Annotated in this window: 22 protein-coding genes; 14 read left to right on the top strand and 8 right to left on the bottom strand. The window is 69.3% G+C overall.

Features of this window, described 5'->3' with window-relative positions:
* Positions 1-73 precede the first annotated feature (73 nt).
* Genes U9J66_RS24580 through U9J66_RS24570 form a run of 3 tightly spaced genes read right to left on the bottom strand, consistent with a single transcriptional unit; the run spans position 74 to position 2,882 of the window.
* Positions 74-724 carry a LutC/YkgG family protein gene (locus U9J66_RS24580; protein ID WP_326338892.1) on the bottom strand — a complete coding sequence of 217 codons (651 nt, stop codon included), beginning with the start codon at positions 722-724 and terminating at the stop codon, positions 74-76.
* Entirely contained in the window at positions 721-2,145 is a 1,425-nt protein-coding gene (locus U9J66_RS24575; protein WP_014908899.1) for a lactate utilization protein B, read from the bottom strand. The genes U9J66_RS24580 and U9J66_RS24575 overlap by 4 nt, the downstream gene beginning before the upstream one ends.
* Positions 2,142-2,882: a (Fe-S)-binding protein gene (locus tag U9J66_RS24570; protein ID WP_014911722.1), complete on the bottom strand. Its 741-nt coding sequence runs from the start codon at positions 2,880-2,882 to the stop codon at positions 2,142-2,144. The genes U9J66_RS24575 and U9J66_RS24570 overlap by 4 nt, the downstream gene beginning before the upstream one ends.
* A gap of 212 nt (positions 2,883-3,094) precedes the next feature.
* Between U9J66_RS24570 and U9J66_RS24565 the strand changes: the two genes are divergently transcribed.
* Complete coding sequence (locus U9J66_RS24565) at positions 3,095-3,811, top strand: FadR/GntR family transcriptional regulator (protein WP_017535759.1); 717 nt, start codon at positions 3,095-3,097, stop codon at positions 3,809-3,811.
* Between the two features lie 14 nt (positions 3,812-3,825).
* On the opposite strand, the gene U9J66_RS24560 is transcribed toward U9J66_RS24565, so the two are convergent.
* Positions 3,826-4,149 carry a hypothetical protein gene (locus tag U9J66_RS24560; protein ID WP_017535760.1) on the bottom strand — a complete coding sequence of 108 codons (324 nt, stop codon included), beginning with the start codon at positions 4,147-4,149 and terminating at the stop codon, positions 3,826-3,828.
* Positions 4,150-4,315: 166 nt separating this feature from the next.
* On the opposite strand from U9J66_RS24560, the gene U9J66_RS24555 reads away from it, so the two are divergent.
* Together U9J66_RS24555 and pgi are read left to right on the top strand one after the other, a co-directional pair.
* Positions 4,316-5,233, top strand: coding sequence for an ion transporter (locus U9J66_RS24555; RefSeq protein ID WP_014908943.1), 918 nt, complete (start codon positions 4,316-4,318; stop codon positions 5,231-5,233).
* A 111-nt stretch (positions 5,234-5,344) separates the two neighbouring features.
* A complete protein-coding gene (pgi, locus tag U9J66_RS24550; RefSeq protein ID WP_017535761.1) occupies positions 5,345-7,036 on the top strand; it encodes a glucose-6-phosphate isomerase in 1,692 nt (563 codons plus the stop codon).
* A 7-nt stretch (positions 7,037-7,043) separates the two neighbouring features.
* On the opposite strand, the gene U9J66_RS24545 is transcribed toward pgi, so the two are convergent.
* Together U9J66_RS24545 and U9J66_RS24540 are read right to left on the bottom strand one after the other, a co-directional pair.
* On the bottom strand, positions 7,044-7,754 hold the full coding sequence (locus U9J66_RS24545; RefSeq protein ID WP_014908724.1) for a GntR family transcriptional regulator: 711 nt from the start codon (positions 7,752-7,754) through the stop codon (positions 7,044-7,046).
* Between the two features lie 57 nt (positions 7,755-7,811).
* On the bottom strand, positions 7,812-9,272 hold the full coding sequence (locus U9J66_RS24540; RefSeq protein ID WP_161110021.1) for a chlorohydrolase family protein: 1,461 nt from the start codon (positions 9,270-9,272) through the stop codon (positions 7,812-7,814).
* Between the two features lie 184 nt (positions 9,273-9,456).
* On the opposite strand from U9J66_RS24540, the gene U9J66_RS24535 reads away from it, so the two are divergent.
* The 4 genes from U9J66_RS24535 to U9J66_RS24520 all read left to right on the top strand — a co-directional run bounded on the left by U9J66_RS24535 (position 9,457) and on the right by U9J66_RS24520 (position 15,191).
* Entirely contained in the window at positions 9,457-10,818 is a 1,362-nt protein-coding gene (locus U9J66_RS24535; protein WP_161110020.1) for a DUF3100 domain-containing protein, read from the top strand.
* Between the two features lie 25 nt (positions 10,819-10,843).
* Positions 10,844-12,043 carry an amidohydrolase gene (locus tag U9J66_RS24530; RefSeq protein ID WP_014910599.1) on the top strand — a complete coding sequence of 400 codons (1,200 nt, stop codon included), beginning with the start codon at positions 10,844-10,846 and terminating at the stop codon, positions 12,041-12,043.
* A gap of 227 nt (positions 12,044-12,270) precedes the next feature.
* A complete protein-coding gene (locus U9J66_RS24525) occupies positions 12,271-13,296 on the top strand; it encodes an ABC transporter permease (protein WP_014911260.1) in 1,026 nt (341 codons plus the stop codon).
* Positions 13,297-13,382: 86 nt separating this feature from the next.
* Positions 13,383-15,191 (top strand): ABC transporter substrate-binding protein, encoded by a 1,809-nt coding sequence (locus U9J66_RS24520; RefSeq protein WP_161110018.1) that lies wholly within the window; start codon positions 13,383-13,385, stop codon positions 15,189-15,191.
* Between the two features lie 61 nt (positions 15,192-15,252).
* On the opposite strand, the gene U9J66_RS24515 is transcribed toward U9J66_RS24520, so the two are convergent.
* Positions 15,253-15,792 (bottom strand): dihydrofolate reductase family protein, encoded by a 540-nt coding sequence (locus tag U9J66_RS24515; protein ID WP_161110017.1) that lies wholly within the window; start codon positions 15,790-15,792, stop codon positions 15,253-15,255.
* A 539-nt stretch (positions 15,793-16,331) separates the two neighbouring features.
* Between U9J66_RS24515 and U9J66_RS24510 the strand changes: the two genes are divergently transcribed.
* Complete coding sequence (locus U9J66_RS24510) at positions 16,332-16,802, top strand: N-acetylmuramoyl-L-alanine amidase (RefSeq protein ID WP_161110016.1); 471 nt, start codon at positions 16,332-16,334, stop codon at positions 16,800-16,802.
* A gap of 64 nt (positions 16,803-16,866) precedes the next feature.
* Here the strand turns inward: U9J66_RS24510 and U9J66_RS24505 are convergent, their stop codons facing one another.
* Positions 16,867-17,805: a sugar-binding transcriptional regulator gene (locus U9J66_RS24505; RefSeq protein ID WP_017535768.1), complete on the bottom strand. Its 939-nt coding sequence runs from the start codon at positions 17,803-17,805 to the stop codon at positions 16,867-16,869.
* A 182-nt stretch (positions 17,806-17,987) separates the two neighbouring features.
* Here U9J66_RS24505 and U9J66_RS24500 point away from each other — a divergent pair, with 182 nt between their 5' ends.
* From U9J66_RS24500 to U9J66_RS24475, 6 genes are all read left to right on the top strand, one after another.
* Entirely contained in the window at positions 17,988-18,989 is a 1,002-nt protein-coding gene (locus tag U9J66_RS24500) for a zinc-dependent alcohol dehydrogenase family protein (protein WP_042285690.1), read from the top strand.
* A 43-nt stretch (positions 18,990-19,032) separates the two neighbouring features.
* Positions 19,033-20,367 (top strand): ABC transporter substrate-binding protein, encoded by a 1,335-nt coding sequence (locus U9J66_RS24495; RefSeq protein WP_161112290.1) that lies wholly within the window; start codon positions 19,033-19,035, stop codon positions 20,365-20,367.
* A complete protein-coding gene (locus tag U9J66_RS24490) occupies positions 20,364-21,320 on the top strand; it encodes a carbohydrate ABC transporter permease (RefSeq protein ID WP_161110015.1) in 957 nt (318 codons plus the stop codon). The genes U9J66_RS24495 and U9J66_RS24490 overlap by 4 nt, the downstream gene beginning before the upstream one ends.
* Positions 21,321-21,343: 23 nt before the next feature.
* Positions 21,344-22,201 carry a carbohydrate ABC transporter permease gene (locus tag U9J66_RS24485; protein WP_376736990.1) on the top strand — a complete coding sequence of 286 codons (858 nt, stop codon included), beginning with the start codon at positions 21,344-21,346 and terminating at the stop codon, positions 22,199-22,201.
* 251 nt (positions 22,202-22,452) lie between these two features.
* Positions 22,453-23,466, top strand: a complete 1,014-nt coding sequence (locus tag U9J66_RS24480; RefSeq protein ID WP_014911492.1) for an ABC transporter permease — start codon at positions 22,453-22,455, stop codon at positions 23,464-23,466.
* Positions 23,467-23,481: 15 nt separating this feature from the next.
* The coding region (locus U9J66_RS24475; RefSeq protein WP_326338888.1) for an ABC transporter ATP-binding protein at positions 23,482-24,202 on the top strand (721 nt) is incomplete at its 3' end.

The raw sequence follows: 24,202 nt of genomic DNA, 5'->3' as shown, positions 1-24,202 counted from the left end.
CGGACCCGCCGACGGAGGGCGGGCGCGCCGCACCCCTGGGGGTACGGCGCGCACCACCACGAGGGGTCCGACCTCAGGCGTCGGGATCCAGTAGCACGACCTCCAGGGTGCGGGGCCCGTGGACGCCGGCCACCCGGATCATCTCGATGTCGACGGTGGCCGAGGGCCCGCTCACCCAGGTCAGGGGGCGGAGTGGATCCAGCCGCCGCACGGCCTGGGGGACGGCGTCCACGACCTGGTCGGCGCGGACCACGCACAGGTGGTGGTCGGGGACCAGGCTCAGAGCCCGACGTCCTTGGTCCGGTCCGCCGTCCAGCACGATCGTGCCGGTCTCGGCGACCGCCACCGTGCAGGCGGTGACCACGCCGTCGGCGGAGTCCAGCTCGGCCACGTCGCGCGGATCCTCGGGGGAGTCGACGACCCGTTCCACCGAGGTCCGGGACAGCCACTCCTCGGGCAGCCCCGCCGGCACCAGGATCCGGCGGGCCCCGCGCCGCTCCAGCGCGGCGGCCACCTCGTCGGCGACCCGGTCCGGGGCCACCCGGCGCACCAGGGCGTTGTAGTCGACCAGCCGCTCCACCAGCACGTCCAGCGTCGGGCCGGCGTCGTGGCTCTCGGCGTAGGGACGCTCCGAAGGGCGACGCTCCACCGGCTCGTCGGCGGGGACGTCGGCCAGCGCCGCCCGTACCCGGGCGAGTACGCGTTCACGGGAGCTGTTCGTCATCGGCCGTCCTCTCGTTCGTTCCACCACTGACGGAAGGAGCGCGCGGGCACGTCCGGGAGGTCGCGCGTATCGGTCCACTTTCCCGCCGGGCCGGGCAGATGGCGTGGCACGACCCCGCGCGCGAGCCCGGCCGCGCGCTGGACCGCGTCCAACGCCGTCGCGGAGCCGAACACGGCCTCGGCCCCGGCCATCAGCGCCTTCTCGCTCACATGTCCCTTGGACTCGGCCACCTTCTCGCGCAGGTGCACCAGGACCTCGGGGATGTCGATGGCCACCGGGCACACCTCGTAGCAGGCGCCGCACAACGAGGAGGCGTAGGGCAGGGCCTCGTCGACCTTCGAGGACATCCCCTGGAGCTGGGGCGTGAGGATCGCGCCGATCGGCCCCGGGTAGACCGAGCCGTAGGCGTGTCCGCCGACCCGCTCGTACACGGGGCAGATGTTCAGACAGGCCGAGCAGCGGATGCAGCGCAGCGCCTGGCGTCCGACGGTGTCGGCGAGCACGTCGGTGCGTCCGTTGTCCAACAGCACCAGGTGGAAGTCCTGGGGTCCGTCGCCCGGGGTCACCCCGGTCCAGGTCGAGGTGTAGGGGTTCATCCTCTCCCCGGTGGACGAGCGCGGCAACAGCTGCATGAACACTTCGAGGTCGGACCATGTGGGCACGATCTTCTCGATGCCCACCACCGAGATGAGGGTCTCCGGCAGGGTCAGGCACATGCGACCGTTGCCCTCGGACTCCAGGACCAGCAGGGTGCCCGAATCGGCCACCGCGAAGTTCGCGCCGGAGACGGCCACCTTGGACCTCAGGAACAGTTCGCGCAGGTGGACGCGGGAGGCCTCGGCCAGGGCGTGCGGGTCGTCGGTCAGATCCGGGGGAGCGGGGCGACCCCATTCGCCCATCCTCTGGAGGAAGATCTCCCGGATCTGGGCGCGTCCCAGGTGGATGGCGGGGACCAGGATGTGCGAGGGCAGATCCTCGCCCAACTGGACGATCAGCTCGGCCAGGTCGGTCTCATAGGCGGTGATCCCCGCCGCCTCCAAGGCGTTGTTGAGTTCGATCTCCTGGGTGGCCATCGACTTGACCTTGACCACCTCGGTCTCACCGGTCCGACGGATCAGCCGGGTGATGATCGCGTTGGCCTCGGCGGCGTCGGAGGCCCAGTGCACCGTGCCGCCCGCGCGTTGGACCGACTCCTCCAATCGTTCCAGGTAGTGGTCCAGATGGCGCAGGGTGTGGGTCTTGATCCGCTCGCCCTCGGCGCGCAGCCGCTGCCAGTCGTCGCCCAGCTCGTCGACGACCCTGGTCCTCTTGGCGCGGATGGTGTGGGTGGCCTTGTGCAGGTTGTGCCGGGTCCGCGAGTCCTCGACGGCCCGCTTCGCGGCCTCGGGAAAGGGGGGCATGCCCAGGAACGTGGCGCTCATGTCCGTGCGTACTCCTTCTCCGTGGAGGCCAGGATCTCGGCGATGTGGGCGGTGCGCAGGCCCGAACGCTGTCGGGACAGCGTGCCGCCGATGTGCATCAGGCAGGAGTTGTCCACCGCGCACAGCACCTCGGCCCCGGTCTCCACCACGTGACGGGCCTTGTCGAAGCCCATGGCCGAGGAGACGTCGCCGTTCTTGACCGAGAACGTGCCGCCGAAGCCGCAGCATTCGGTGGCCTCGGGCAGTTCGAGCAGCTCCAGGCCGCGCACGGCGCGCAGGAGCCGGTAGGGGCGGTCGCCCAGGCCCAGGAATCGCAGGCCGTGGCAGGTGGGGTGGTAGACGACCTTGTGCGGGTAGTAGGCGCCCACGTCGGTCACCTCCAGTACGTCCACGAGGAACTCGGTGAGGTCGTACACGCGCGGTGCGAGGGAGTCCATCCGACGGGCCAGGCGGCTTCCGCTCCGGCTCAGTCTCGGATAGTTGTCCCGGATCATGGCGGCGCAGGAGGCCGAGGGGACCACGACCGCGTCCGCGTTCTCGAAGGTCCGGGCGAAGCGCACCGCGAGCCGGGCGGCGGGGCGCCGGTAGCCGGTGTTGTAGTGCATCTGGCCGCAGCAGGTCTGGTCGGTGGGGAAGACCACCTCGTGGCCCAGGCGTTCCAGGAGCCGCACGACGGCCCGGCCGGTATCGGGGAAGAGTGTGTCGTTGACACAGGTGATGAACAGCGCGATCCGCATGTGCCTCCTTCGTGTCCCGGTCGACGCGGACCGGTCCCACCCGATGATCTGGGACCGTCCCGGAACGGGGCCGCCCGACGCGCCGTCCTTGGGTATTCCGAAAGGCACGCCCATTGGTCCGACCACTTTGCCTCAAGCAAGGGCGGGTGGGCAAGGGAGGGTAGAGTGTCCAAGTGGGAGGAATCCCTCCCGGTTCACGGAAAAAGCTGGAGATGAACGTGGGTGACGGCGCACGTACGCCGGTGGCACAGCGGACGGTCGAGCAGATCAAAGCGATGATCTCCGAGGGAGAGGTAGGACCAGAACAGCGCCTGCCCACCGAGCGCGACCTCTCCGCCCGTCTGGGGGTCTCCCGCGGTTCGGTCCGCGAGGCCATCCGCACCCTCACCACCCTGGGTGTGCTGGAGGTCAGGCACGGAGCCGGCGTCTACGTCACCGCGCTGCGCCCGAAGGACCTCCTGGAGGCCTTCGGCGTGCTGGCGGAGGTCTCCCCGGACCGGACCCTTCTGGAGGTCCTACGGGTCCGACGCATGATCGAACCCGACGCCACCGCGATCGCCGCGGCCCGGGCCACCGACGAGGACCTCGAACGCATCGGCGCCCTCCTCGACCGGCTGGAGGACGCGGACCCGGTCACCTCGCCCGGCGATTCCGGCACCTTCGACCTGGGGTTCCACCGGGAGATCGTGGCCTGCGCGGGCAACGCCACCCTCTCCGCCGTGCACGCCGGGCTCTCCTCGCCCACCCTCAACGAGAGGGTCTGGGCCGGCCACGACGCCGAGGGGATCTCCCACGACCTGCACGAGGACCATCGAAGGATCCTCAGGGCCCTGCGGGAACGCGACCCCGAGGCCGCGCGCGCCACCGCGGCCGCGCACGTGTTGAGGGTGGAGCGCTGGCTGGAGGCCCACGTCCCCGACGGGGACTGAACCCGGGCCTGCGCTCACCCCTCCAGGCGGCGGTCCACCCGCTCGGCGTACCTCTCGGCGTCGAGGAGCCGGGACAGTTCCTCCCTGCCGGCCTTCGGCGGGGCGTCCTCCCCGGTGTCGGGGTCCGGTTCGGGAACCTCCCGGTCCACTTCCGCATCTATACCGAGTGCCCCATGGTCCTCGATCTCCTCGATGCGGTAGTCCTCTGGATGTTCCTCCAGGTACTCCGCCACCGCGGTGTCCTGGTCAGGGGCGCCCACGTCCATCGCGGCGTCGACGTCCTCGATGTCCGCGGCGTCCTCGTCGATCTCTGTGCTCTCGTCTGCGGATTCCGTCACCGGCGACCCCCTCGCCTCGGCTTCCTCTTTCGATCATGCCTGGTCGGAGCGGCGGACGCCAGTGCGACGTGGATCCAGGGCGACGAGGACGAAACGGGGCACGACGCCCACGGAGTAGGCTTCTTCGTCGCTGTCCGACGATCACGAGTACGGAGTTCTCCACCCAGTGACCATGCGCGAACGTGTTCGAGCCACGGTCGACGCCCCCTGGTTCCAGGCCGGTGTCATCCTCGTCATCCTGGTCAACGCCGTCCTTCTCGGCTTCGAGACCTCCAAACGGGTCATGGACGAGCACGGTGAACTGTTGACCAGGGTCGACAGAGCGATCCTCGCCCTGTTCGTCCTGGAGTTGGGGCTGAGGATGTACGCCCACCGGAAGGACTTCTTCAGGGATCCCTGGAGCTGGTTCGACATGGTCATCGTCGGGATCGCGTTGATGCCCGCCTCCGGGCCCTTCGCCGTCCTGCGCGTCCTGAGGGTGTTGCGCGTCCTCCGGCTGCTGTCGGTCATACCGACCCTGCGTCACGTGGTGGCCGGGCTCTTCAGGGCGCTGCCCGGCATGGCCTCGATCATGGTCCTGGTGGCCCTGCTGCTCTACGTCTCGGCCGTGATGTCCACCAAGCTGTTCGCCGAGATCGCCCCGAAGTACTTCGGCGACCTGTGGACCTCGCTGTTCACCCTCTTCCAGATCTTCACCGCCGACGGCTGGGGCACCATCGCCCAGGAGGTCATGAAGGGTCAGCCGTTGGCGTGGATCTTCTTCGTGGTCTTCGTCCTCGTCTCCACCCTGATCGCGCTGAACCTCTTCATCGCCGTGGCGGTGGAGGCGCTCGACAAGGCCGGACACGAGGAGCGCGAGGCCGGTGGCGGAGGGAAGGGCGGGGAGGCCGACGGCGGCCCCGACGGCGACGGGGGCGGACCGGGTGACGGTGGTGGCGGAGATGACGGCGCGCAACGCCAGATCCTCGCCGAACTGCGGGCCCTGCGCGCGGAGGTCGCCCTCCTGCGTGAACACTCCGCGTCGGAGGAGAGCGAACGCAGCGTCGTCCGGCTCTCCGACGTGCGTGGAAGGGCCCATGGTTGACGGCTTTCGTGGGAGGGTAGGGGTCGTAGTCGCAATCGCCGGGAGCGGGGTCGGGGTCGTCCTCTCGATCCCGCGCCCCGATCCGGGCCATGGAGCACGAGGAGCGAACGGATGTCCGCCAGCACACCCCTTCCTCGCACCGAGGACAGCGCCGACACCCCCGGCGGCGTCCCACTGGACCGCAGGGAGGAATGGATCCGGCTCCGTGAGCATCGGGACCGGCTCGGCGCCACCCACCTGCGTGGACTGTTCGCGGACGACCCGGGGCGGGCCGAGCGGTACACGCTCGACGTGGGCTCCCTGCACGTCGACTACTCCAAGAACCTCGTCACCGACGAGACCCTGCGCCTGTTGAACCGCCTGGCCTCGGTCACGGGGGTCGCCCGACTGCGCGACGCCATGCTGCGCGGCGACCACATCAACCTCACCGAGGACCGGGCCGTCCTGCACACCGCCCTGCGCGCCCCGCGCGGGACGGTCGTGCGCACCGACGGCCACGACGTGGTCCCGGAGGTGCACCGGGTCCTGGAGAAGATGGCCGGGTTCGCCGAGCGGGTGCGTTCGCGCACCTGGACGGGGCACACCGGCAAGACGGTGACCCGAGTGGTCAACATCGGTATCGGCGGTTCCGACCTGGGGCCGGCCATGGCCTACGAGGCGCTGCGGCCCTATACCGACCGGGGGCTGGAGTTCCGTTTCGTCTCCAACGTCGACGGCAGCGATCTGAACGAGGCGCTCATCGACGCCGACCCCGAACGCACCCTGTTCGTGGTGGCCTCCAAGACCTTCACCACCGTCGAGACCATCACCAACGCCACGGCGGCGAGGAACTGGCTGCTGTCCGGCCTGGAGGCGGGGCCCGAGGCGATCTCCCGTCACTTCGTGGCGGTCTCCACCAACGCCGACGAGGTCGAGGCCTTCGGTATCGACACCGCCAATATGTTCGAGTTCTGGGACTGGGTGGGCGGTCGCTACTCCTACGACTCGGCGATCGGGCTGTCCCTCATGGTGGCGTTGGGTCCCGAGCGTTTCCGGGAGATGCTCGCGGGCTTCCATCTGATGGACACCCACTTCGCCACCGCGCCGGCCGAACGCAACCTGCCGTTCCTGCTCGGGCTGCTCGGGGTCTGGTACGGCGGTCACTTCGACGCCCAGACCCACGCCGTCCTGCCCTACAGCCACCACATGGCCCGGTTCCCGGCCTACCTGCAACAGCTCGACATGGAGTCCAACGGCAAGTCGACGCAGCGCGACGGCCGCCCGGTCGCCTGGAGGACCGGCCCGGTGGTGTGGGGCACCCCGGGCACGAACGGGCAGCACGCCTACTTCCAGCTCCTGCACCAGGGGACCCGCTTCGTCCCGGCCGACCTCATCGGGTTCGCCGAACCCTCTCCCGACCTGATGGAGGGGCTGAGCGCCCAGCACGACCTGTTGACGGCCAACATGCTCGCCCAGGGGCAGGCCCTGGCCTTCGGACGTACGGAGGCCGAGGTCGCCGCCGAGGGGGTCCGTCCCGATCTCGTGCCGCACCGCACCTTCCCGGGCAACCGGCCCACCACCACGATCCTGGCCGAGCGGCTCGACCCGTCCACGCTCGGGCAGCTCGTCGCCCTGTACGAGCACAAGGTGTTCGTCCAGGGCGCGGTGTGGAACATCAACTCCTTCGACCAGTGGGGCGTCCAGCTCGGCAAGGTCCTGGCCAAGAGGCTCGAACCCGCGCTGACGGAGGGGGCCGACGTCTCCTCGCTGGACCCCTCCACCGCCGCCCTGGTGCGGCGCTATCGCGCCCTGCGGGGGCGCTGACGCCCGATCAGCCGGTGCCGGGCTCCCGGGGCGGGGGAGCGGCACGGCCGTCGTCGACCGCGGCGTCGGCGCCGACGGCGAGCAGTGAGGGGCCGCGCCCGGCCTCGATGTGCGCGGCCATGGTCAGCCTCGCCAGTCGATCGTTCCCGTGGCTGATCGCGTGGTAGATCTCGTGGTGCGCCTGGAATTCCAGGTGGGGGTCCCGGAAGGCCGTCATGGCGAACAGCCATCGGGAACGGGACAGGATCGGTGCCATCAGCTCCGACAGGAGACCATGACCGGCCGCCTCCACGACACTGGCGTGGAAGTCGGCGTTGGCGGTCATGATGTGCTCCAACGAACCCGACTCCGTGGCCTCGGCGGTGGCCTCCATGGCCGCCGTCAGGCCTTCGTGCACGTCCCCCTCGGCGTATCGGCGGGCGGCCCGCTCGGCGGCGAAGGGCTCCAACCGGGTACGCAGGTCGAAGAGCTCGTCGACGTCGTCGGCGGACATCGTGCGCACGGTCGCGCCCTTGTGCGCGCTGGTCATGATGAAACCGTCGTGCCTGAGGTTGCGCAGCGCCTCGCGCACCGGGAGCCGGGACACGCCCAGTTCCTCCGAGAGCTCGCGTTCGCGCAGCCGTGCCCCCGGTGCGTACCGGCCGGAGATGATCCCCTCGCGGATGGCGGCCTCGGTGGCCCGGGTCAGAGGGGCCGACCCACCCGATGTCCGTGTCATGAGACCGCTCCCGCCGTGTGCGCTCGATTCACCCCGGCCGGTGCCGGAGGTCCGGGATCAGGCTCCGCGGACCGGGAACGACGGGGGGAAGAGGTCCTCGACCGGGCGGCCGCGACCGTCCCGCTCACTGTAACCGTGACGGAGGAGGTCGAACACCTTCTGTGCCTGTTCCCGGAGCTCGGACAGGTCCACGCCGGGGATCCCCCCGTCCCGGACCACCGGGCGTCCGGCCACGAAGGTGTGGGTGACGTTCCTGGCGGTCCCGTTGAGCACCAGGGTGCGCAGGGGGTCCTCCACGACGCCGTCACGGAAGTCGTCCAGGGAGAAGGCGGTCATGTCCGCGCTCGCGCCGGCCTCCAACCGTCCCAGGTCGGGGCGCTTGAGCGCGGCCGCCCCGCCCAGTGTCGCGGCCTCCATGTAGCCGCCGAGGTCGACGGCGCCCGGGCCGTACAGCAGACGTGAGGCGTGAAGGCCCACGTCCATGCCGCGTACCAGGTCGGGCGGGAAGGAGTCGGTGCCGAGCGCCATCGTGACACCGGCGTCCCGGAACTCGTTGAAGGTCTCCAACATGTCCCCGTACCGGAAGGTGGTCAGGGGGCAGTGGATCACGCTCACGCCCGCGACGGACAGGCGGGTGATGTCGACGCCCTCCGGCCCGGTCAGCTTCGAGTTCCGGTCGGTCCACAGGGCGTGGGGGACGAGCAGCCGGTCGTTGAGGAGTCCGGTCCGCTCGATCAGGTCCAGCGGGGTCATGCCGTGGCGCCGGATGATCACCTCGCGCTCCCACGGCTGCTGGAGAGAGTGCAGACGGACGAGCAGATCGCGGCGTCCGGCCTCCTCGGCCGTGCGCTCCATGAGACGGGGCGTGAGCGTCTCGATCCGGCAGGGGAGGAGGACCGGTCGGACCAGATCGTCGTCCTGTTCGGCGAGCTCGTCCGCGAAGCGCAGGGCCTCGTCCAGACCGGCCTCGCCGAGCTCGGCGTTCTCGACGAAGGTGCGTTCACCGTCGGCGACGGCGCCGACCGCGGACCTGTACGAGGGGCCCAGGTAGCCGCGCAGGCCCCATTCCCGGGTCAGGTCGGCCAGGTGACGCAGCTCGTCGGCGGACTCGTTCCACCCGAGGTGGATCTCCGAGGCGATCGGCATGTAGGTGGTGACCCCGTGCAGGGCGAGCTGCGCGAGCCCGAACCGGCGCAGGACGTCGCGCTGTTCGGGGGTCAGGATGTCGCGAGGACGGTCGCTCCAATAGTCGACGGAACCGACCAGTTCGCGGGCGTGCGCGGGCTCGTGGTGGGCGTCGAGGATGAGGTGGTCGATGTCGACCAGGGCGTCCAGGTCGATCAGGCCGGGGGTCAGGACCGTGTTCCCCAGGTCCAGGACGGGGGCGGTCGAATTCGGGGTGCCGGTCCCCACTTCGGTGACGACCCCGTCGGAGTGCGCCACGTAGCCGTCCTCCAACCAGACGTGGGAGCCCTCGGAATGCGCCAGTACGTACCTTGCTCTGATGACCTGATCCATGAAGCTTGTATACCACGGGCCTTCTGAGGCCTCTTGGGATCGTGTATCAAAGGGGCCGAATTTCGAGTTACACCGCTCTTGACAGCGGTTTTGCGCCAACCATAGGCTCCTCGAATATTCAGCGGCTCACCGATTGGTATCCCAGATGCGGGCAAGAAGACAGCAGGCGGAGAAACACGAGAACGTGTCGACCCGCGGATCGGTAGGCCGTGGCGACTGGGTCGTCGCCATCGGGGTGAGCGTGCTCGTCAGCGCCCTGGCCGTCCTGGTCGGAGAGCACAAGTTCCGCGTCGGGCCCGCCGCGATCGTGCTGTTCCCCCTGGTCTGGGTGGTCCTGATGGGCGCCGTCGTCGGCCTCCAACGGTGGCTGCCGCTGCGCGGGAGCACCCGCTCCGCGGGCGAGGCCCTGATCCCGGTCGGCATGGTCCTCTTCCTCGCACTGCTCGGCACCGGGATCGGCCCGTCGATCGGCATGGTCGAGGAGGTCGGCCCCGCCCTGCTGATGCAGGAGGTGGGCCAGCTCTTCGGGACGATCATCCTCGCGCTCCCCATCGCGGTCCTGCTCGGCATGGGGCGGGCCGCGATCGGCGCCACGTGGGCGATCGACCGCGAGTCCTACCTGGCCTACGCCATCGACAGGTTCGGCACCTCCTCGCCGGAGTACCGGGGCGTGTTCGGCGTCTGGATCCTCGGGTCGATGTTCGGCGCCGTCTTCATCTCCCTGATCACGAGCGTCCTCGGCGGCACGGGCTGGTACCACCCGCTCTCCCTGGCCCTGGCGCTGGGCGTCGGATCCACGTCGATGATGCTCGGCGGCGTCGGCGCGCTGTCCCTGCTCTACCCGGACCAGGCGGTCGAGATCGCCGCGCTCGCGGCCCTGTCCAACCTGGTCACCAACATCGTCGGCTTCTACGCGGGCGTCTTCATCGGCCTCCCCTCGGCCCGACGTCTCTACTCCTTCTGGTGCCGCGTCTTCCGCCGCCCCGCCCCCGAGATCGAGGAGGCGCGTCTGGTCGCCCGAGGGCGGGTCCCCGAGGGGGACGCCTCGGTGAGGGTGAAGGAGGAAGCGGCCGGGCGGGCGGAGGTCGAACGTCCACAGGACCCCGACATCCCCAAGGGATGGCGTCCGGGCGTCACCGCCTACCTCTTCGCCGGTGCGGCCGGTCTGCTCCTCAACTGGCTGGGGACCGGCGGCTTCCACCCGCGCGACGCCGCGGGCATGGCGGTCCTGCTGCTGATGACGGGCATCGCGATCTTCCTGGCCGGCAAGGTCAAGGCCATCCCCGCCACGGTCTGGGTCCTGGCCCTCGCCACGCTCGTGACCACGCCGATCTCGCCGGTCGCCGGGGTGATCGCCGACCTCGTCCAGGACCTGGACGTCCTCCTGATCGGTCTGCCCCAGCTCGCCCTCGTCGGTATGACCATGGGCCGGGACCGCACGGCGTTCATGCAGCTGAGCTGGAAGATCGTCGTCGCGGCCGTGCTGACGTTCACCACCACCATCGTCGCCTCCGCCACGCTCGCGGAACTGTTCATCCACCACTGAGCCCCGGGAGAGGGGAAGCACCCACATGCCGCGCGTCATCAACGCCGTCCTGCCCCGCAGGGCCGAACCGGCCACCATCGTCGTCGAGGACGGCCGGATCACCGCGATCGAGGAGACCTCCGCGGGTGGAGGGCCGACCGAGGCCCACGAAGGGCTCGAGGTCATCGACGCGGCGGGCCGGGTCGTCCTGCCCGGGCTGATCAACGCCCACGCCCACATCGACAAGACCCTCTACGGCGGACCGTGGGTCTCGGCGCCGAGGGTCGAGACCGTCGCCGAACGCGTCGCCCACGAGCGACGCCACCGGGACTCCCACGGTCTGCCCGCGCACGAGTACATCTCGTCGTTGGTGGAGACGATGATCGCGGCGGGCACCACCCACCTTCGGACGCACACCGACGTCGACCCCGGGGTCGGACTGCGAGGGATCGCCGCCGTCGCGGAGGTCGCCCGCCACTACGAGGGCGTGATCGACATCCAGCAGGTCGCCTTCCCCCAGGGCGGCCTCATCACCAACCCGGGCACCCTCGACCTCCTGCGCGAGGCCGTGGACGCCGGGGCCTCGGTGATCGGAGGACTCGACCCCGCGGGGTTCGACGACGCCCCCAACGCCCACCTCGAGGCCGTCTTCGACCTGGCCGCGTCCACGGGGACCGCCATCGACATCCACCTCCACGACGGTGGATCCCTCGGTGCCTGGGAGATGGGGCTCATCGCGCGTATGACGGAGGAGTACGGGCTCGCCGGCAGGGTGGCGATCTCCCACGCCTTCGGGATCGCGCACCCGCCCACACAGGCGCGGCTCCTCGAACGGTTCGCCGAGGCCGGGGTGGCCCTCGTGAACGCGGCGGTCTACGACTCCCCGGTGCCGCCGCTGAGGGCGTGCGCGGAACAGGGCGTGCTCCTGGCCGGGGGAACGGACGGCATCAACGATCTGTGGGGCCCCTTCGGTGATGGGGACATGTTGCGCAGGGCCATGCTCATCGCCTATCGGAACTCCGGCCGAAGCGATGAGGAACTGCTGCTGGCGCTGGACACGGTGACCTCCAACGCCGCCCGTGTGCTCGGTGTCGAGGACCACGGTCTCCACGTGGGCGGGCCCGCCGACCTGGTGATGGTCGAGGCCCGGACGGTGGCGCAGGCCGTCGCCCAGGTCCCGCCGCGCCGCCTCGTGATGCGGGCCGGAACCGTCGTCGCCCGTGACGGCGCCCTGGTGGCCGGCTGACGGTACCGTAAGGCCGTCGAGGGGAGGCCCCTTCGACGGCCGTACGCGTGGGCGGGTCCTCCCGGCCCGGGTCTCCGCCCCGGGGCACGACACGCGGATTCGTGCCACCACTTCCGATATGAGGCCCCGACCGTTCTCGAACGGCGCGGGCGCTGGAAACCCCCGCACCCCTCGTGCAAACTCTGCGTAGTGATGCAGTCACACATAGAGAGCGGGGCAAGGGGTACATGACCACGCCGATGGACGTGCCCGAATCGTCCCAGCACGCCGACCCGGAGGCCGTGGCGGCGGGGGCCCGGAACGCGGCGGGCAGGTCCCTGCGCCAGATCGCCTGGAGGCGCTTTCGCAAGGACAAGGTGGGCATGGCCGGCGGGATCGTCGTCCTTCTGCTCATCCTCGTGGCGGTTTTCGCGCCTCTGCTCACCGCCTGGTTCGGCCACCCGCCCAACCAGTTCGACCAAGGGCTCGTCGACCCGCTCACCGGGGGAGTGCTCAAGGACCCCGACGACCCCTCCAAGGGGCTGGACCCCTGGGGCGGGATCAGCGCCCAGCACCTCCTGGGTGTGGAGCCGGTCAACGGTCGCGACCTGTTCAGCCGCATCGTCTACGGCGCCCGCACCTCACTGCTGGTCGCCACGGTCGCCACCCTCGTGTGCGTGGTCATCGGCACCGTCCTGGGGATCCTCGCCGGCTACTTCGGCGGCTGGGTCGACACCGTCATCAGCCGGACCATGGACATCTTCCTGGCCTTCCCGCTGCTGCTGTTCGCCATCGCCCTGGTCGGCGTCATCCCCGACGGGGCCTTCGGCCTGTCCGGCAACAACCTGCGCATCGGTGTCCTGGTGTTCATCATCGGGTTCTTCAACTGGCCCTACATCGGCCGCATCGTGCGCGGACAGACCCTCACCCTCAAGGAACGCGAGTTCGTCGAGGCCTCCCGCAGCCTCGGGGCGAGCAGCGGCCACATCGTCTTCCGAGAGATCCTGCCCAACCTGATCACCCCGATCCTCGTCTACTCCACCCTGCTCATCCCCACGAACATCCTGTTCGAGGCGGCGCTGAGCTTCCTGGGCGTGGGCATCAACCCGCCCATGGCGACCTGGGGCGGCATGTTGGAGAACGCGCTGCGCTTCTACACCACCTCGCCGCACTTCGTGATCATCCCGGGTCTGGCCATCTTCGTCACCGTCCTCGCCTTCAACCTGTTCGGCGACGGTCTGCGCGACGCCTTCGACCCCCGCTCCTCCGACTGACGGCCCCGTGCCGATCGACCGGATCGGCCGCCCGACGGGCCGTGCCCCGTCCGTACGCACCCAGCGAATCCGACCAGGAGGCCAAGGTGAGCATCCATCACTCCACGCGCGGGAAACCGCCCCGGCGGTCCCGCGCGCCCCGCAGGGCGACCGCTCCGGCCGCCGTCGGCACCGCCCTGGCCCTGCTCCTCGCCGCCTGTGGCGGTGGTGGCGGGGGCGGGGGAGAGCAGTCCGACGCCGACTTCAACGAAGGGGAGACCACCGTCGTCAACCCCTCGGACCAGACCGGCGGAACCCTGCGCTACGCCGTCTCGTCCGACTTCGACTCTCCCGACCCCGGTAACACCTACTACGCGTACAGCTGGAACTTCTCCCGCTACTACGCGCGGACCCTGCTCACCTATGTCGGAGCCCCGGGCGAGGAGGGGGTGGAACTCCAGCCCGACCTCGCCGAGGAGATGCCCGAGAGCAACGACGACGCCACCGAGTGGACCGTCAAGCTCAAGAAGGGCCTCAAGTACGAAGACGGCTCCGAGATCGTCGCCGAGGACGTCAAGTACGCCATCGCGCGCAGTAACTTCGGCTCCCAGGCCCTGCCCAACGGCCCCAAGTACTTCCAGGAGCTGCTGGCCGACAGCGAGGAGTACGAGGGCCCCTACGCCGAGGACGACGAACCGCTCGCCGGTTTCGACGGGATCGAGACCCCCGACGACCACACCCTCGTCTTCCACCTGAACACGAGCTTCTCCGAGTTCCCGTACGTGCTCATCCAGCCGCAGACCGCGCCGGTGCCGGCCGAGGTCGACCGCGGCGAGCAGTACCAGACCCGGGTGCTCTCCTCCGGGCCGTACAAGTTCGACGGGGACTACCGTCCGGGGGTCTCCCTGAACCTGGAGCGCAACGAGGAGTGGGACGCCTCCACCGACCCGACCCGCAAGGCGCTGCCGGACCGGATCGAGGTGCAGCTGGGGGTCGACCAGAACGAGATCGACCAGCGGCTGGTCAACGGCGAACTCGACGTCGACCTGGGCGGGGCCGGGGTGGGGCCGGCCATGAAGGGCACCCTCATCACCGATGAGGCGCAGCGCCACAACGTCGACAATCCGCAGACCAACACCCTGCGCTACGTCAACGTCAACACCGTCATCGAGCCCCTCGATGACAAGGCCTGCCGAGAGGCGATCCTCTTCGCGGCGGACCGGGACGCCCTCCAGCGGGCCTGGGGCGGCGACACCGGTGGCGACGTCGCCAGCCAGATCATGCCGAGCGCGCTTCCGGGGGCCGACCCGGAGATGGACCTGTACCCGTCCCCGGAGGGCAAGGGCGACCTCGACAAGGCCCGCGAGAAGCTGGAGGAGTGCGGTCACCCGGACGGGTTCTCCACCGCGATCGGGGCCCGCGCCGACCGGCCCTCCGACGTGGGCACGGCCGAGGCGCTCCAGCAGGCCCTGGCCCGGGTGGGCATCGAGACGGAGATCAAGCAGTACCCGTCCGACAGCTACACCAACACGCAGGCCGGGTCCCCGGACTTCGTGCACGACAACGACCTGGGACTCACCGTGTACGGCTGGGCCCCGGACTGGGCCAGCGGCTACGGGTTCATGAGCAAGATCCTGGACGGCGACGCGATCCAGCAGGCGGGCAACGTCAACGTCTCGGAGATCGACGACGAACAGATCAACACGTGGTTCGACGAGGTCGTGGCCATCACGGACGCCGACGAGCGGGCGGACATCTACTCGCGCATCGATGAGAGGGCGATGGAGGAGGCCGCCATCCTGCCGGCGGTGTTCGAACGCACCGTCCTCTACCGCCCCACGAGCCTGACCAACGTCTACTACCACGCGGGCTACTCGATGTACGACTACATGTCCTTGGGTACGACGAGGAATTAGGGAACGCCGTATCGAGCGGGGCGGTGGCCGGAGGACCGGTCACCGCCCCGCTCCGTGTCCACTACTTCGAGCCGAGGACCATCACGGTGAGGCCGCTCGCGAACTCCACGGTCCTCAGACGTTCGAAGTGCGTGATGTCCAGGCCGTCCAACAGACGTTCGCCGCCTCCGGCGATCACGGGGAACACCCACAGGTGCAGTTCGTCCACGAGTCCGTGCTCGATCAACGTGTGGTCCAGCTCCCCCGTGCCGAACTTCAGGAGGTTTCCGCCGGGCTCCCTCTTGAGCCCCGCGACCCGCTCCGCGATGTCGCCTCGGATGATCGTGGCGTTCCACTCGGCTTCGGTGCCGGTCAGGGTCCGGGAGGCCACGTACTTGGGCATCGCGTTGATGCGGTCGGCGTAGTCGTTTCCGCTCCGCGAGGGCCAGGTCGCGGCGAAGCCCTCGTAGGTCTCCCGGCCGAGGAGGAGCGCGTCCGCCTCGCCCAACAGGGAGGTCGCGTAGGAGGAGTGCTCCTCGTCCCAGTACGGTGCCCCCCACCTCTCGGGCGAGGAGAAGACTCCATCGATGGTGACGAAGGTCGACTCGATCAGCTTGCGCATGTCCACTCCGGTATCTCTCTCGGTGTCTCTCGCCCTCACGACGACCGGGGCGGGCGTGGATCGACACGGGGACGGAATCTTTTTTCGGACGGGTCGGGGGAGGGGGCGGGCCCGAGGAGAGGGCCGGCCAGGTGGCCCGGTCATCGGCCCTGGGCTTCGCGCGTTCCGTGTTCGAGGGCGGCTCTTTTTTGAGTCATGAAAAGTCGGATATATGGAGGAATGGAAATTCCTCAGAGTGTTTCATGTTCGTGTTCGCGGTGCGTATGTTGCGTGCGTTTCCGATGTGATTCGAAGGGTGCTCGGTGTTCGCTCTTATTCGCGTCGTCGGGGATCGGTCGTGTTCGATTATTCCGAATGCGGAAGGTGTAATTCCGCGTCTCCCGGATATCCTCTTGATGACCATGGTCGTCATCTCGAATTCACGACGGCGGGACCCATCTCCCGCACGCGTCGCCCTCGCCGTCACCGTCGCTCTCGGGCCCCGGACCGAACACCGGACCGGTCCCACCGGAAGGGGCCCTCTCACGTAGGAGGAACCTTTGGTCAGCATCATCGGCAGGTCGGACTGGGGAGCGCGTTCCCCGCGGGACAGGACCACGGTCTCCTGGAGTCAGCGCACCGGGTTCACCGTGCACTATTCCGCGGGTCCGACGAGCCAGACCCCGCGTCAGATCCAGGACTTCCACATGGACTCCAACGGCTGGGCCGACATCGGCTACAACTTCCTGGTCGACCGTTCCGGGAAAATCTATGAGGGGCGTGGCTGGACGGTGGTCGGGGCCCACGCCGCTCCGCACAACACCAGCCATATCGGGGTCTGTTTCATCGGCAGCGACGGCGACGCCGGCAAGGCCGCGAAGAACGCCATCCGAAGCCTGTACGACGAGGCCGTGAAGAAAGCCGGAAAGAAACTGAGCAAGACCTGGCACGGCGGTCTGTCCGGCAACTCGACCGATTGCCCGGGCGCGGACCTTCGCGGGTGGGTCAAGGACGGAATGCCCTCCGCCTGATCCGGACCCGTGCCCCGATCGAGGGGGCGGGGCCCCTCCGTGCCCGAGGGAGGGGCCCCGGCGCTCAGTCCTGGTCGGGGGAGCCGTCGTCCAGCAGGACGCGGGCCACGGCGTCGTCCGTCACCAGGGTGGAGACCAGACCGCTGCGGAGCACGGCGCCGACCGCCCGCGCCTTGGACTCGTCGCCGGCCCCCGCGACCGCCACCACCTCGGGGACCCGCCGCAGCTGGTCCGCGCTCACGCTGATGACCCGCTCGTCCAGGTCGCTGTGGACCTGGTTCCCGTCGATGTCGAAGAGCTGGGCGGACATCTCCCCGCACACGCCCATCGCGGTGTAGCGCTCCCGGTCCTCCGGGGTCAGCGCCTGGAAGACGGTGGAGTTGCGCTCGTCCCAGCCGCCGATGGCCACCACGGCGGTGGTCAGCCGGTCGAAGTGCGCGAACGCGGCGGCGATACCGGGGTCGGCGCGCAGGGTGGCCGCCGTGGCCGCGTCGGGAAGGATGAGCGGGGCGTAGATCGGGTACGCCTGGCCGCCGGCCAGTGTGGCCACGCGACGCACGGTCTCGACCGATCCTCCGGCCTCGGTGTGCTCGGACAGGACGCCGTTGAGCTGGACGACGGTGCAGCGCGGCAGTTCGACCATGTCGGCGCCCATCGCCTGTAGGCCCCGGCTCCAGGCCAGCCCCAGGATCTCGTCGGGGCGTACGATCTCGGACAGGAGACGGGCCGCCACCGAACCCAGGGCCCGGCGGGTGTCCAGGTGATCGTCCAGGGTGTCGACCACTATCGCCCGTCGCAGGCCGAACCGTTCACGTAGGAGCTCGGAGCGTTCCGCGTCCAGCCGCTCCGGTAGGCGGATGTCGATGTGCACGATCCCGTAGGAGCGGGCGGCGTCGAGGTCGCGCGCGACCTTGAATCGACTCAGGCCGAACTCCTCGGCGATCTCCACCTTCGACCGGCCCTCCAGGTAGAACCTGCGGGCGATCGCGGCGAGTCGCACCAACTCCGCGGGCCCGTTCGGGGCCGTTTCCTGAACTTCCTGCCGCCGCTCGCTCATATGTGCAGGAGTCTACTCGAATGGGCGAACCACGTTGACACAGGCGTCACACGGGCGTTCAATGTTCGAAACATCTGTGACAAAGGTCGCTCAAATGAGCGAACCGAGCATCCGGGAGTAAACCAGACGTGCGCGCCGCCATCATCACCGAACCGGGATCCCTCATCGTGGACGACCGCCCGGACCCCACCCCCGCCCCGGACGGTGTCGTGGTCCGGGTCGGCGCCTGCGGGATCTGCGGCACCGACCTCCACATCGCCGACGGCGAGTTCCCGCCCAGCCCCTACCCGCTCGTCCCCGGGCACGAGTTCGCCGGCACGGTGACCGCGGTCGGGGAGAACGTCACCACGGGGCTGGCCCCCGGTGACCGGGTCGCCGTCGACCCCTCGCTGTTCTGCGGACACTGCGAGTACTGTCGCGCCGGACGCGGCAACCTGTGCGGCAACTGGGGGGCGATCGGCGACACCGTCGACGGGGCCTTCGCCGAGTACGTGGCCGTCCCCGCGGCCAACTGCTACCGCATGCCCGACTCGATGAGCATGCGGGAGGGCGCCCTGGTGGAGCCCCTGTCCTGCGCGGTCCACGGAGTCCGACGCATCGGCGTCGAGGCCGGCGAGCGCTTCCTACTGGTGGGCGCCGGCACCATGGGCCTGCTGCTCCAGCAGCTCCTCCAGCGCTCCGGGGCCCAGGTCACCATGGTCGACCGCAACACCCGACGGCTGGCCATCGCCGAGGAACTGGGCGCCCACGCCACCGCGACCGACGCCGACGACCTGAAGGAGGCGGACTTCGACGCCGCGGTGGACGTCACGGGCGTGCCCCAGGCGATCGAGGCGGCCTTCTCCTCGCTCCGGCGCGGCGGACGGCTGCTCATCTTCGGGGTCGCCGACGAGGCCGCCCGGATGTCGCTGTCGCCCTTCCGCGTCTACAACGACGAGATCACCATCGTGGGCTCCATGGCCGTGCTGAACAGCTACGGCGCGGCCCTGGACCTCATGGCCTCCGGCGCGATCGAGACGGCTCCGCTGCTCACCGACGCCCTGCCCCTGGAACGCTTCCCCGAGGCGCTGGACATGATGCGCGCGGGTACCGGCGTGAAGATCCAGGTCGTCCCCGACGCGTCCGCCTGATCGGAGGAGAGCCAACGTGCGAGCCACCACCAGAACGGCGGCCATGACCGCCGTGGTCGCCGCCGGGGCCCTGCTCACCGGCTGTGCCGGAGCGGGGGCCGTGGCCTCCGGGGACGGGGGCACCCGACTGACCGTCGCGATCGTGTCCAACCCCCAGATGCAGGACGCGATCTCCCTCCAGGATCGCTTCCGAGAGGACAACCCCGGCATCGAGGTCGACTTCGTGTCGCTCCCCGAGAACGAGGCCCGCGCCAAGATCACCACCTCGGTGGCGACCGGCGGGGGCGAGTTCGACGCCGTCATGATCAGCAACTACGAGACCCGCCAGTGGGCCGAGTACGGATGGCTGGAGAACCTTCAGCCCTTCATCGACGCCTCCGACGGGTACGACCACGAGGACTTCATCCCCTCGCTGCGCGAGGACCTGTCCCACGAGGGCGACATGTACTCGGTCCCCTTCTACGGTGAGTCCTCCTTCGTGGCCTACCGCGAGGACCTCTTCGAAGAGGCCGGCGTGGAGATGCCGGAGAACCCCACCTGGGACGAGATCGCCGCGCTGGCCGCCGAACTCGACGGCGTCGAGCCCGGGGTCGCGGGGATCTGCATGCGCGGCCTCGCCGGTTGGGGCGAGGTGCTCAGCCCGTTCAACAGCATGCTCAACACCTTCGGCGGTCGCTGGTACGACGAGGACTGGAACGCCGAACTGGACTCCCCGGAGTTCCACGAGGCCGCCTCGTTCTACGTCGACCTGGTCCGTGAGCACGGCCAGCCGGGCGCCGCCAACAGCGGCTTCGGCGACTGCCTGAACCGCTACGCCCAGGGTCGGGCCGCCATGTTCTACGACTCCACCTCCATGGTCAGCACCATCGAGGACGAGAACGCCGGAACGGTGGCCGGTCTCAACGGCTACGCTCCGGCTCCGGTCTCCGAGACCGACTACGGCGGCTGGCTGTACGCCTGGACGCTGGGGATCCCCTCCACCTCCGAGCACAAGGAGGAGGCGTGGGCGTTCCTGGAGTGGATGACCGACCAGGAGTACGTCCGCACGGTCGCCGAGGAGTACGGCTGGCAGCGGGTCCCCCCGGGCAACCGACTCTCGACCTTCGAGGTGCCCGAGTACCAGGAGGTCGCCGGGGCCTACGCCGGTCCCATGCTGGACGGCATCGAGAAGGCCGATCCGCAGAACCCGGGTACGCGTCCGGTCCCCTACGAGGGCATCGGTTTCCTCGCCATCCCCGAGTTCCAGGACCTGGGCACCCGGGTCAGCCAGCAGCTCAGCGCGGCCGTGGCCGGCCGGATCACCGTCGAGCAGGCCCTCGAACAGAGTCAGGAGTACGCCGAGACCGTCGGCGAGACCTATAAGGAGGACGGCCGATGAGCGCCGCGACCGCACCGCCGCGCGAGGCGACCGCGACGCCCTCGCCCTCCGCCCCCGACCGCGGACGTGCCCGTGTCTCGGGGTGGGCGCGCAGGGCCCCGCTGCTCCCCGCCCTCGTGTTCATGCTGGTCGTCACCCAGCTTCCGTTCCTGGCGACCGTCGTGTACTCGTTCCGTTCCTGGAACCTGTTGCGGCCGGACTCCCAGGCGTGGGTGGGCGTGGCCAACTACGCCGCGGTCTTCACCGACCGCCAGTTCCTCGGGGCCGCCGCCAACACGATCCTCATCACCGCCTCCTGCGTGGTGGTGGCGATGCTGCTCGGTATCGGTCTGGCCCTGCTGTTGGACCGCAGGTTCCCGGGCCGGGGCGTGGTGCGCACACTCGTCATCACCCCGTTCCTGATCCTGCCGGTGGCCACGGCGCTGCTGTGGAAGCACATCATGTTCGAACCGGTCTTCGGTCTGGTGAACTTCGTGCTGTCCCCGTTCGGCGTGGAGACCTTCGACTGGGTCTCCCAGGCGCCGGTGCTGTCCGTGGTGGTCGCGCTGGTCTGGCAGTGGACGCCGTTCATGATGCTGCTGGTGCTGGCCGGGCTCCAGAGCCAGGGCGGTGACGTGCTGGAGGCCGGACAGGTCGACGGCGCCAGTTCCTGGCAGAGCTTCGTGTGGATCACCCTGCCGCACCTGCGCCGCTACATCGAGCTCGGTGTGCTGCTGGGTTCGGTGTACGTGGTGAACACCTTCGACACGATCTACATGATGACCCAGGGCGGCCCCGGCACGGCCAGCGCCAACCTGCCCTTCTACATCTATCAGCGGACCTTCCTCGGGTTCGACATCGGACAGTCCGCGGCGATGGGCGTCGTGGTGGTGGTCGGCACCATCATCGTGGCGATGCTGGCCCTCCGGCTGATCTTCCGCACGTTCATGAACGCACAGGAGGCGAGATCGTGACCGCCCGAGCCCCCGAACGAGCGGTGTCCACCACGGCGGGAACGCGGCGGCCGCGCCCCTCGTCGGTCGCGACCCGTCTGCCCGGAGCCGCCCTGACCGTGTTCACCTGGGTGATCGGCCTGGTGTTCGTCGCCCCGGTGCTGTGGTTGGTGCTGACCGCGTTCAAGCAGGAGAACCAGGCGGCGACCAACCCGCCGACGCTCTTCTTCCAGCCCACGCTCGACCGTTTCGCGGCCGTGCTGGGCGCCGACTTCCTGCCCTATCTGGGGAATTCGGCGATCGCGACCCTGGCCTCCACTCTGCTGGTGCTGGCGCTGGGTCTGCCGGCGGCGTACGCGCTGTCGATCGCCCCGGTCAAGCGCACCCAGGACGTCCTGTTCTTCTTCATCTCCACCAAGATGCTGCCGGTGGTGGCGGTCGTCGTCCCGATCTACGTCGCGGCCGCGCACCTGTCGATGTTGGACAACGTGTGGACCCTGGTGGTGCTGTACACGGCGATGAACCTGCCCATCGCGGTGTGGATGCTGCGCTCCTTCTTCCTGGAGGTCCCCACGGCGATCGTGGAGGCCGCCCGGATGGAGGGGGCGGGGCTGCCGAGGATCCTGTGGTCGGTGATGATGCCGATCATGGCTCCGGGCATCGCGGCCACGGCCCTCATCTGCATGATCTTCTCGTGGAACGAGTTCTTCTTCGCGGTGAACCTGACGGCGGCCCAGGCGGCCACCGTCCCGGTGTTCCTGACCGGGTTCATCACCAGTGAGGGGCTGTTCGTGGCCCAGCTCTCGGCCGCGGTGGTGATGGCGAGCCTGCCCATCGTGGTGATCGGCTGGACGGCGCAGCGTCAGCTGGTGCGGGGCCTGTCGATGGGCGCCGTGAAGTAGACCCTCGGCGGATCCGACCGATCCGCGTTCCGACGGGACCTCGGGCCCCGTGTCGCACCCCGGTGAGGGGCGGCGCGGGGCCCGACCCGTACCCGGGCTCGGCGTGGCGCGTGGGGCGAAGCCTTGTACACGCCGAACACGAGACGTGATCGGCTGATTTCAGTGGGTTACGGTTTGGCTCCGGGGTGGAGTTCTCCCCGGTCCGGTTCCGGACCCCGGGGCCATGGTCTCGACGACAGAAAGCACGCGCCTTGACGACCTACATCCTGCGCCGCCTCGGCGCCGGTCTGTTGCTCCTGGCCGTGGTCACCATGGTCACCTTCGCCATCTTCTACGTGGTGCCCCGCTGGGCGGGCCGCACCACCGAGCAGCTCGCCACGATGTACGTGGGGCGGGCCCCCACACCGGAGGCGATCCAGGCGACCATCGAACGGCTGGGCCTGGACCAGCCGATCGCGGTGCAATTCGGGGAGTTCGTCCGGGGCATCCTCTTCGGTGCCCAGTACCAGTTCGGCCGGGACACCATCGAGTGCTCCGCCCCCTGCTTCGGGTACTCGTTCCAGACCTACCAGGAGGTCTTTCCCGAGATCATCGCCCGGCTCCCCGTGACGGCCTCGCTGGCCCTGGGGGCCGGGATCATCTGGTTGGTCGGCGGTGTCGCCGTCGGGGTGATCTCCGCGGTCTGGAAGGGCAGCCTGTTCGACCGTCTGGCCATGGGCGTGGCCCTGGCCGGCGTCTCGCTGCCGATCTTCTTCACGGGGCTGCTGTCCCTGGCCTTCCTGGTGCACTCCTGGGGGCTGTTCACCACCCCGCGCTACGTACCTCTGACCGAGGACCCGCTCGCCTGGGCCCAGGGGCTGGTCCTGCCCTGGCTCACCCTGGCGTTCCTGCACGCCGCCATGTACGCCCGGCAGACCCGCGCGGGCATGCTGGAGACCCTCAACGAGGACTACATCCGCACCGCCAGGGCCAAGGGGTTGAGTGAGCGCAAGGTCGTGCTCAAACACGCGCTGCGTCCCACCCTGACCCCCATCATCACCATCTTCGGTCTGGACCTCGGGCTGGTCCTGGGCGGCGCGGTCCTCACCGAACAGGTCTTCTCCCTCAACGGCATCGGCCGCTACGCCGTCCAGGCCATCACCCAGAGCGACCTGCCGGTGATTCTCGGCGTGACCCTGTTCGGCGCGTTCTTCATCGTCATCAGCAACCTGATCGTGGATCTCGTGTACCCGCTCGTCGACCCGCGCGTGCGCATCCACGGCTAAAGAGAGGCGTCCTCCATGAGTCGGTCCCCTGTCGTGCGTGTGGACGATCTGCGGGTGACGTTCCCGATGATGGACGGTGACGTCCACGCGGTGAAGGGTCTCTCCTTCGAGGTGCCCGCCGGTGGTGCCCTGGGGATCGTGGGTGAGTCGGGTTCGGGTAAGAGCGTGACCTCGCTGGCCCTGATGGGTCTGCACCGTGGCAGTCGGGCGCAGATCACCGGTTCCATCGAGGTGGCCGGGCAGGACGTGGTCACCGCCACCGACAAGCGGCTCCGCCGGATGCGCGGTAACGACATCGCGATGGTCTTCCAGGACCCGATGCAGTCGCTGCACCCGCAGTACACCATCGGCAACCAGCTCATCGAGGCGTTGCGCGTCCATCGTCCACAGATCTCGCGTGCACAGGCGCGCTCCCGGGCCGTGGAGTCCTTGGAGCGGGTGGGAATCGCCGAGCCGGAGAAGCGGATCAATTCGTATCCGCACGAGTTCTCGGGTGGTATGCGTCAGCGTGTGGTCATCGCGATGGGGTTGATGTGCGATCCCAAGGTGCTGTTGGCCGACGAGCCGACCACCGCCTTGGACGTCACCGTCCAGGCGAGGATCCTGGACCTGCTCGACGAGCTCCGTCGTGATCTGGGGATGGCGTTGATCCTGGTCTCCCACGACCTGGCCGTGGTGGCCGGTTCCGTGGACGAGGTCGTCGTCATGCGCCACGGCCAGGCCGTCGAACGCGGCG

The organism is Nocardiopsis sp. LDBS1602, from assembly GCF_035818715.1.
Lineage (GTDB): Bacteria > Actinomycetota > Actinomycetes > Streptosporangiales > Streptosporangiaceae > Nocardiopsis > Nocardiopsis alba.
The sequence above is the reverse complement of the archived record's forward strand: the minus strand, read 5'-3'. Positions and strand labels throughout refer to the sequence as shown.

Coding starts and splice junctions, on each gene's coding strand:
- U9J66_RS24580 (WP_326338892.1), bottom strand. CDS start 724: ATGACGAACAGCTCCCGTGAACGCGTACTCGCCCGGGTACGGGCGGCG.
- U9J66_RS24575 (WP_014908899.1), bottom strand. CDS start 2,145: ATGAGCGCCACGTTCCTGGGCATGCCCCCCTTTCCCGAGGCCGCGAAG.
- U9J66_RS24570 (WP_014911722.1), bottom strand. CDS start 2,882: ATGCGGATCGCGCTGTTCATCACCTGTGTCAACGACACACTCTTCCCC.
- U9J66_RS24565 (WP_017535759.1), top strand. CDS start 3,095: ATGAACGTGGGTGACGGCGCACGTACGCCGGTGGCACAGCGGACGGTC.
- pgi (WP_017535761.1), top strand. CDS start 5,345: ATGTCCGCCAGCACACCCCTTCCTCGCACCGAGGACAGCGCCGACACC.
- U9J66_RS24545 (WP_014908724.1), bottom strand. CDS start 7,754: ATGACACGGACATCGGGTGGGTCGGCCCCTCTGACCCGGGCCACCGAG.
- U9J66_RS24540 (WP_161110021.1), bottom strand. CDS start 9,272: ATGGATCAGGTCATCAGAGCAAGGTACGTACTGGCGCATTCCGAGGGC.
- U9J66_RS24530 (WP_014910599.1), top strand. CDS start 10,844: ATGCCGCGCGTCATCAACGCCGTCCTGCCCCGCAGGGCCGAACCGGCC.
- U9J66_RS24525 (WP_014911260.1), top strand. CDS start 12,271: ATGACCACGCCGATGGACGTGCCCGAATCGTCCCAGCACGCCGACCCG.
- U9J66_RS24515 (WP_161110017.1), bottom strand. CDS start 15,792: ATGCGCAAGCTGATCGAGTCGACCTTCGTCACCATCGATGGAGTCTTC.
- U9J66_RS24495 (WP_161112290.1), top strand. CDS start 19,033: ATGACCGCCGTGGTCGCCGCCGGGGCCCTGCTCACCGGCTGTGCCGGA.
- U9J66_RS24490 (WP_161110015.1), top strand. CDS start 20,364: ATGAGCGCCGCGACCGCACCGCCGCGCGAGGCGACCGCGACGCCCTCG.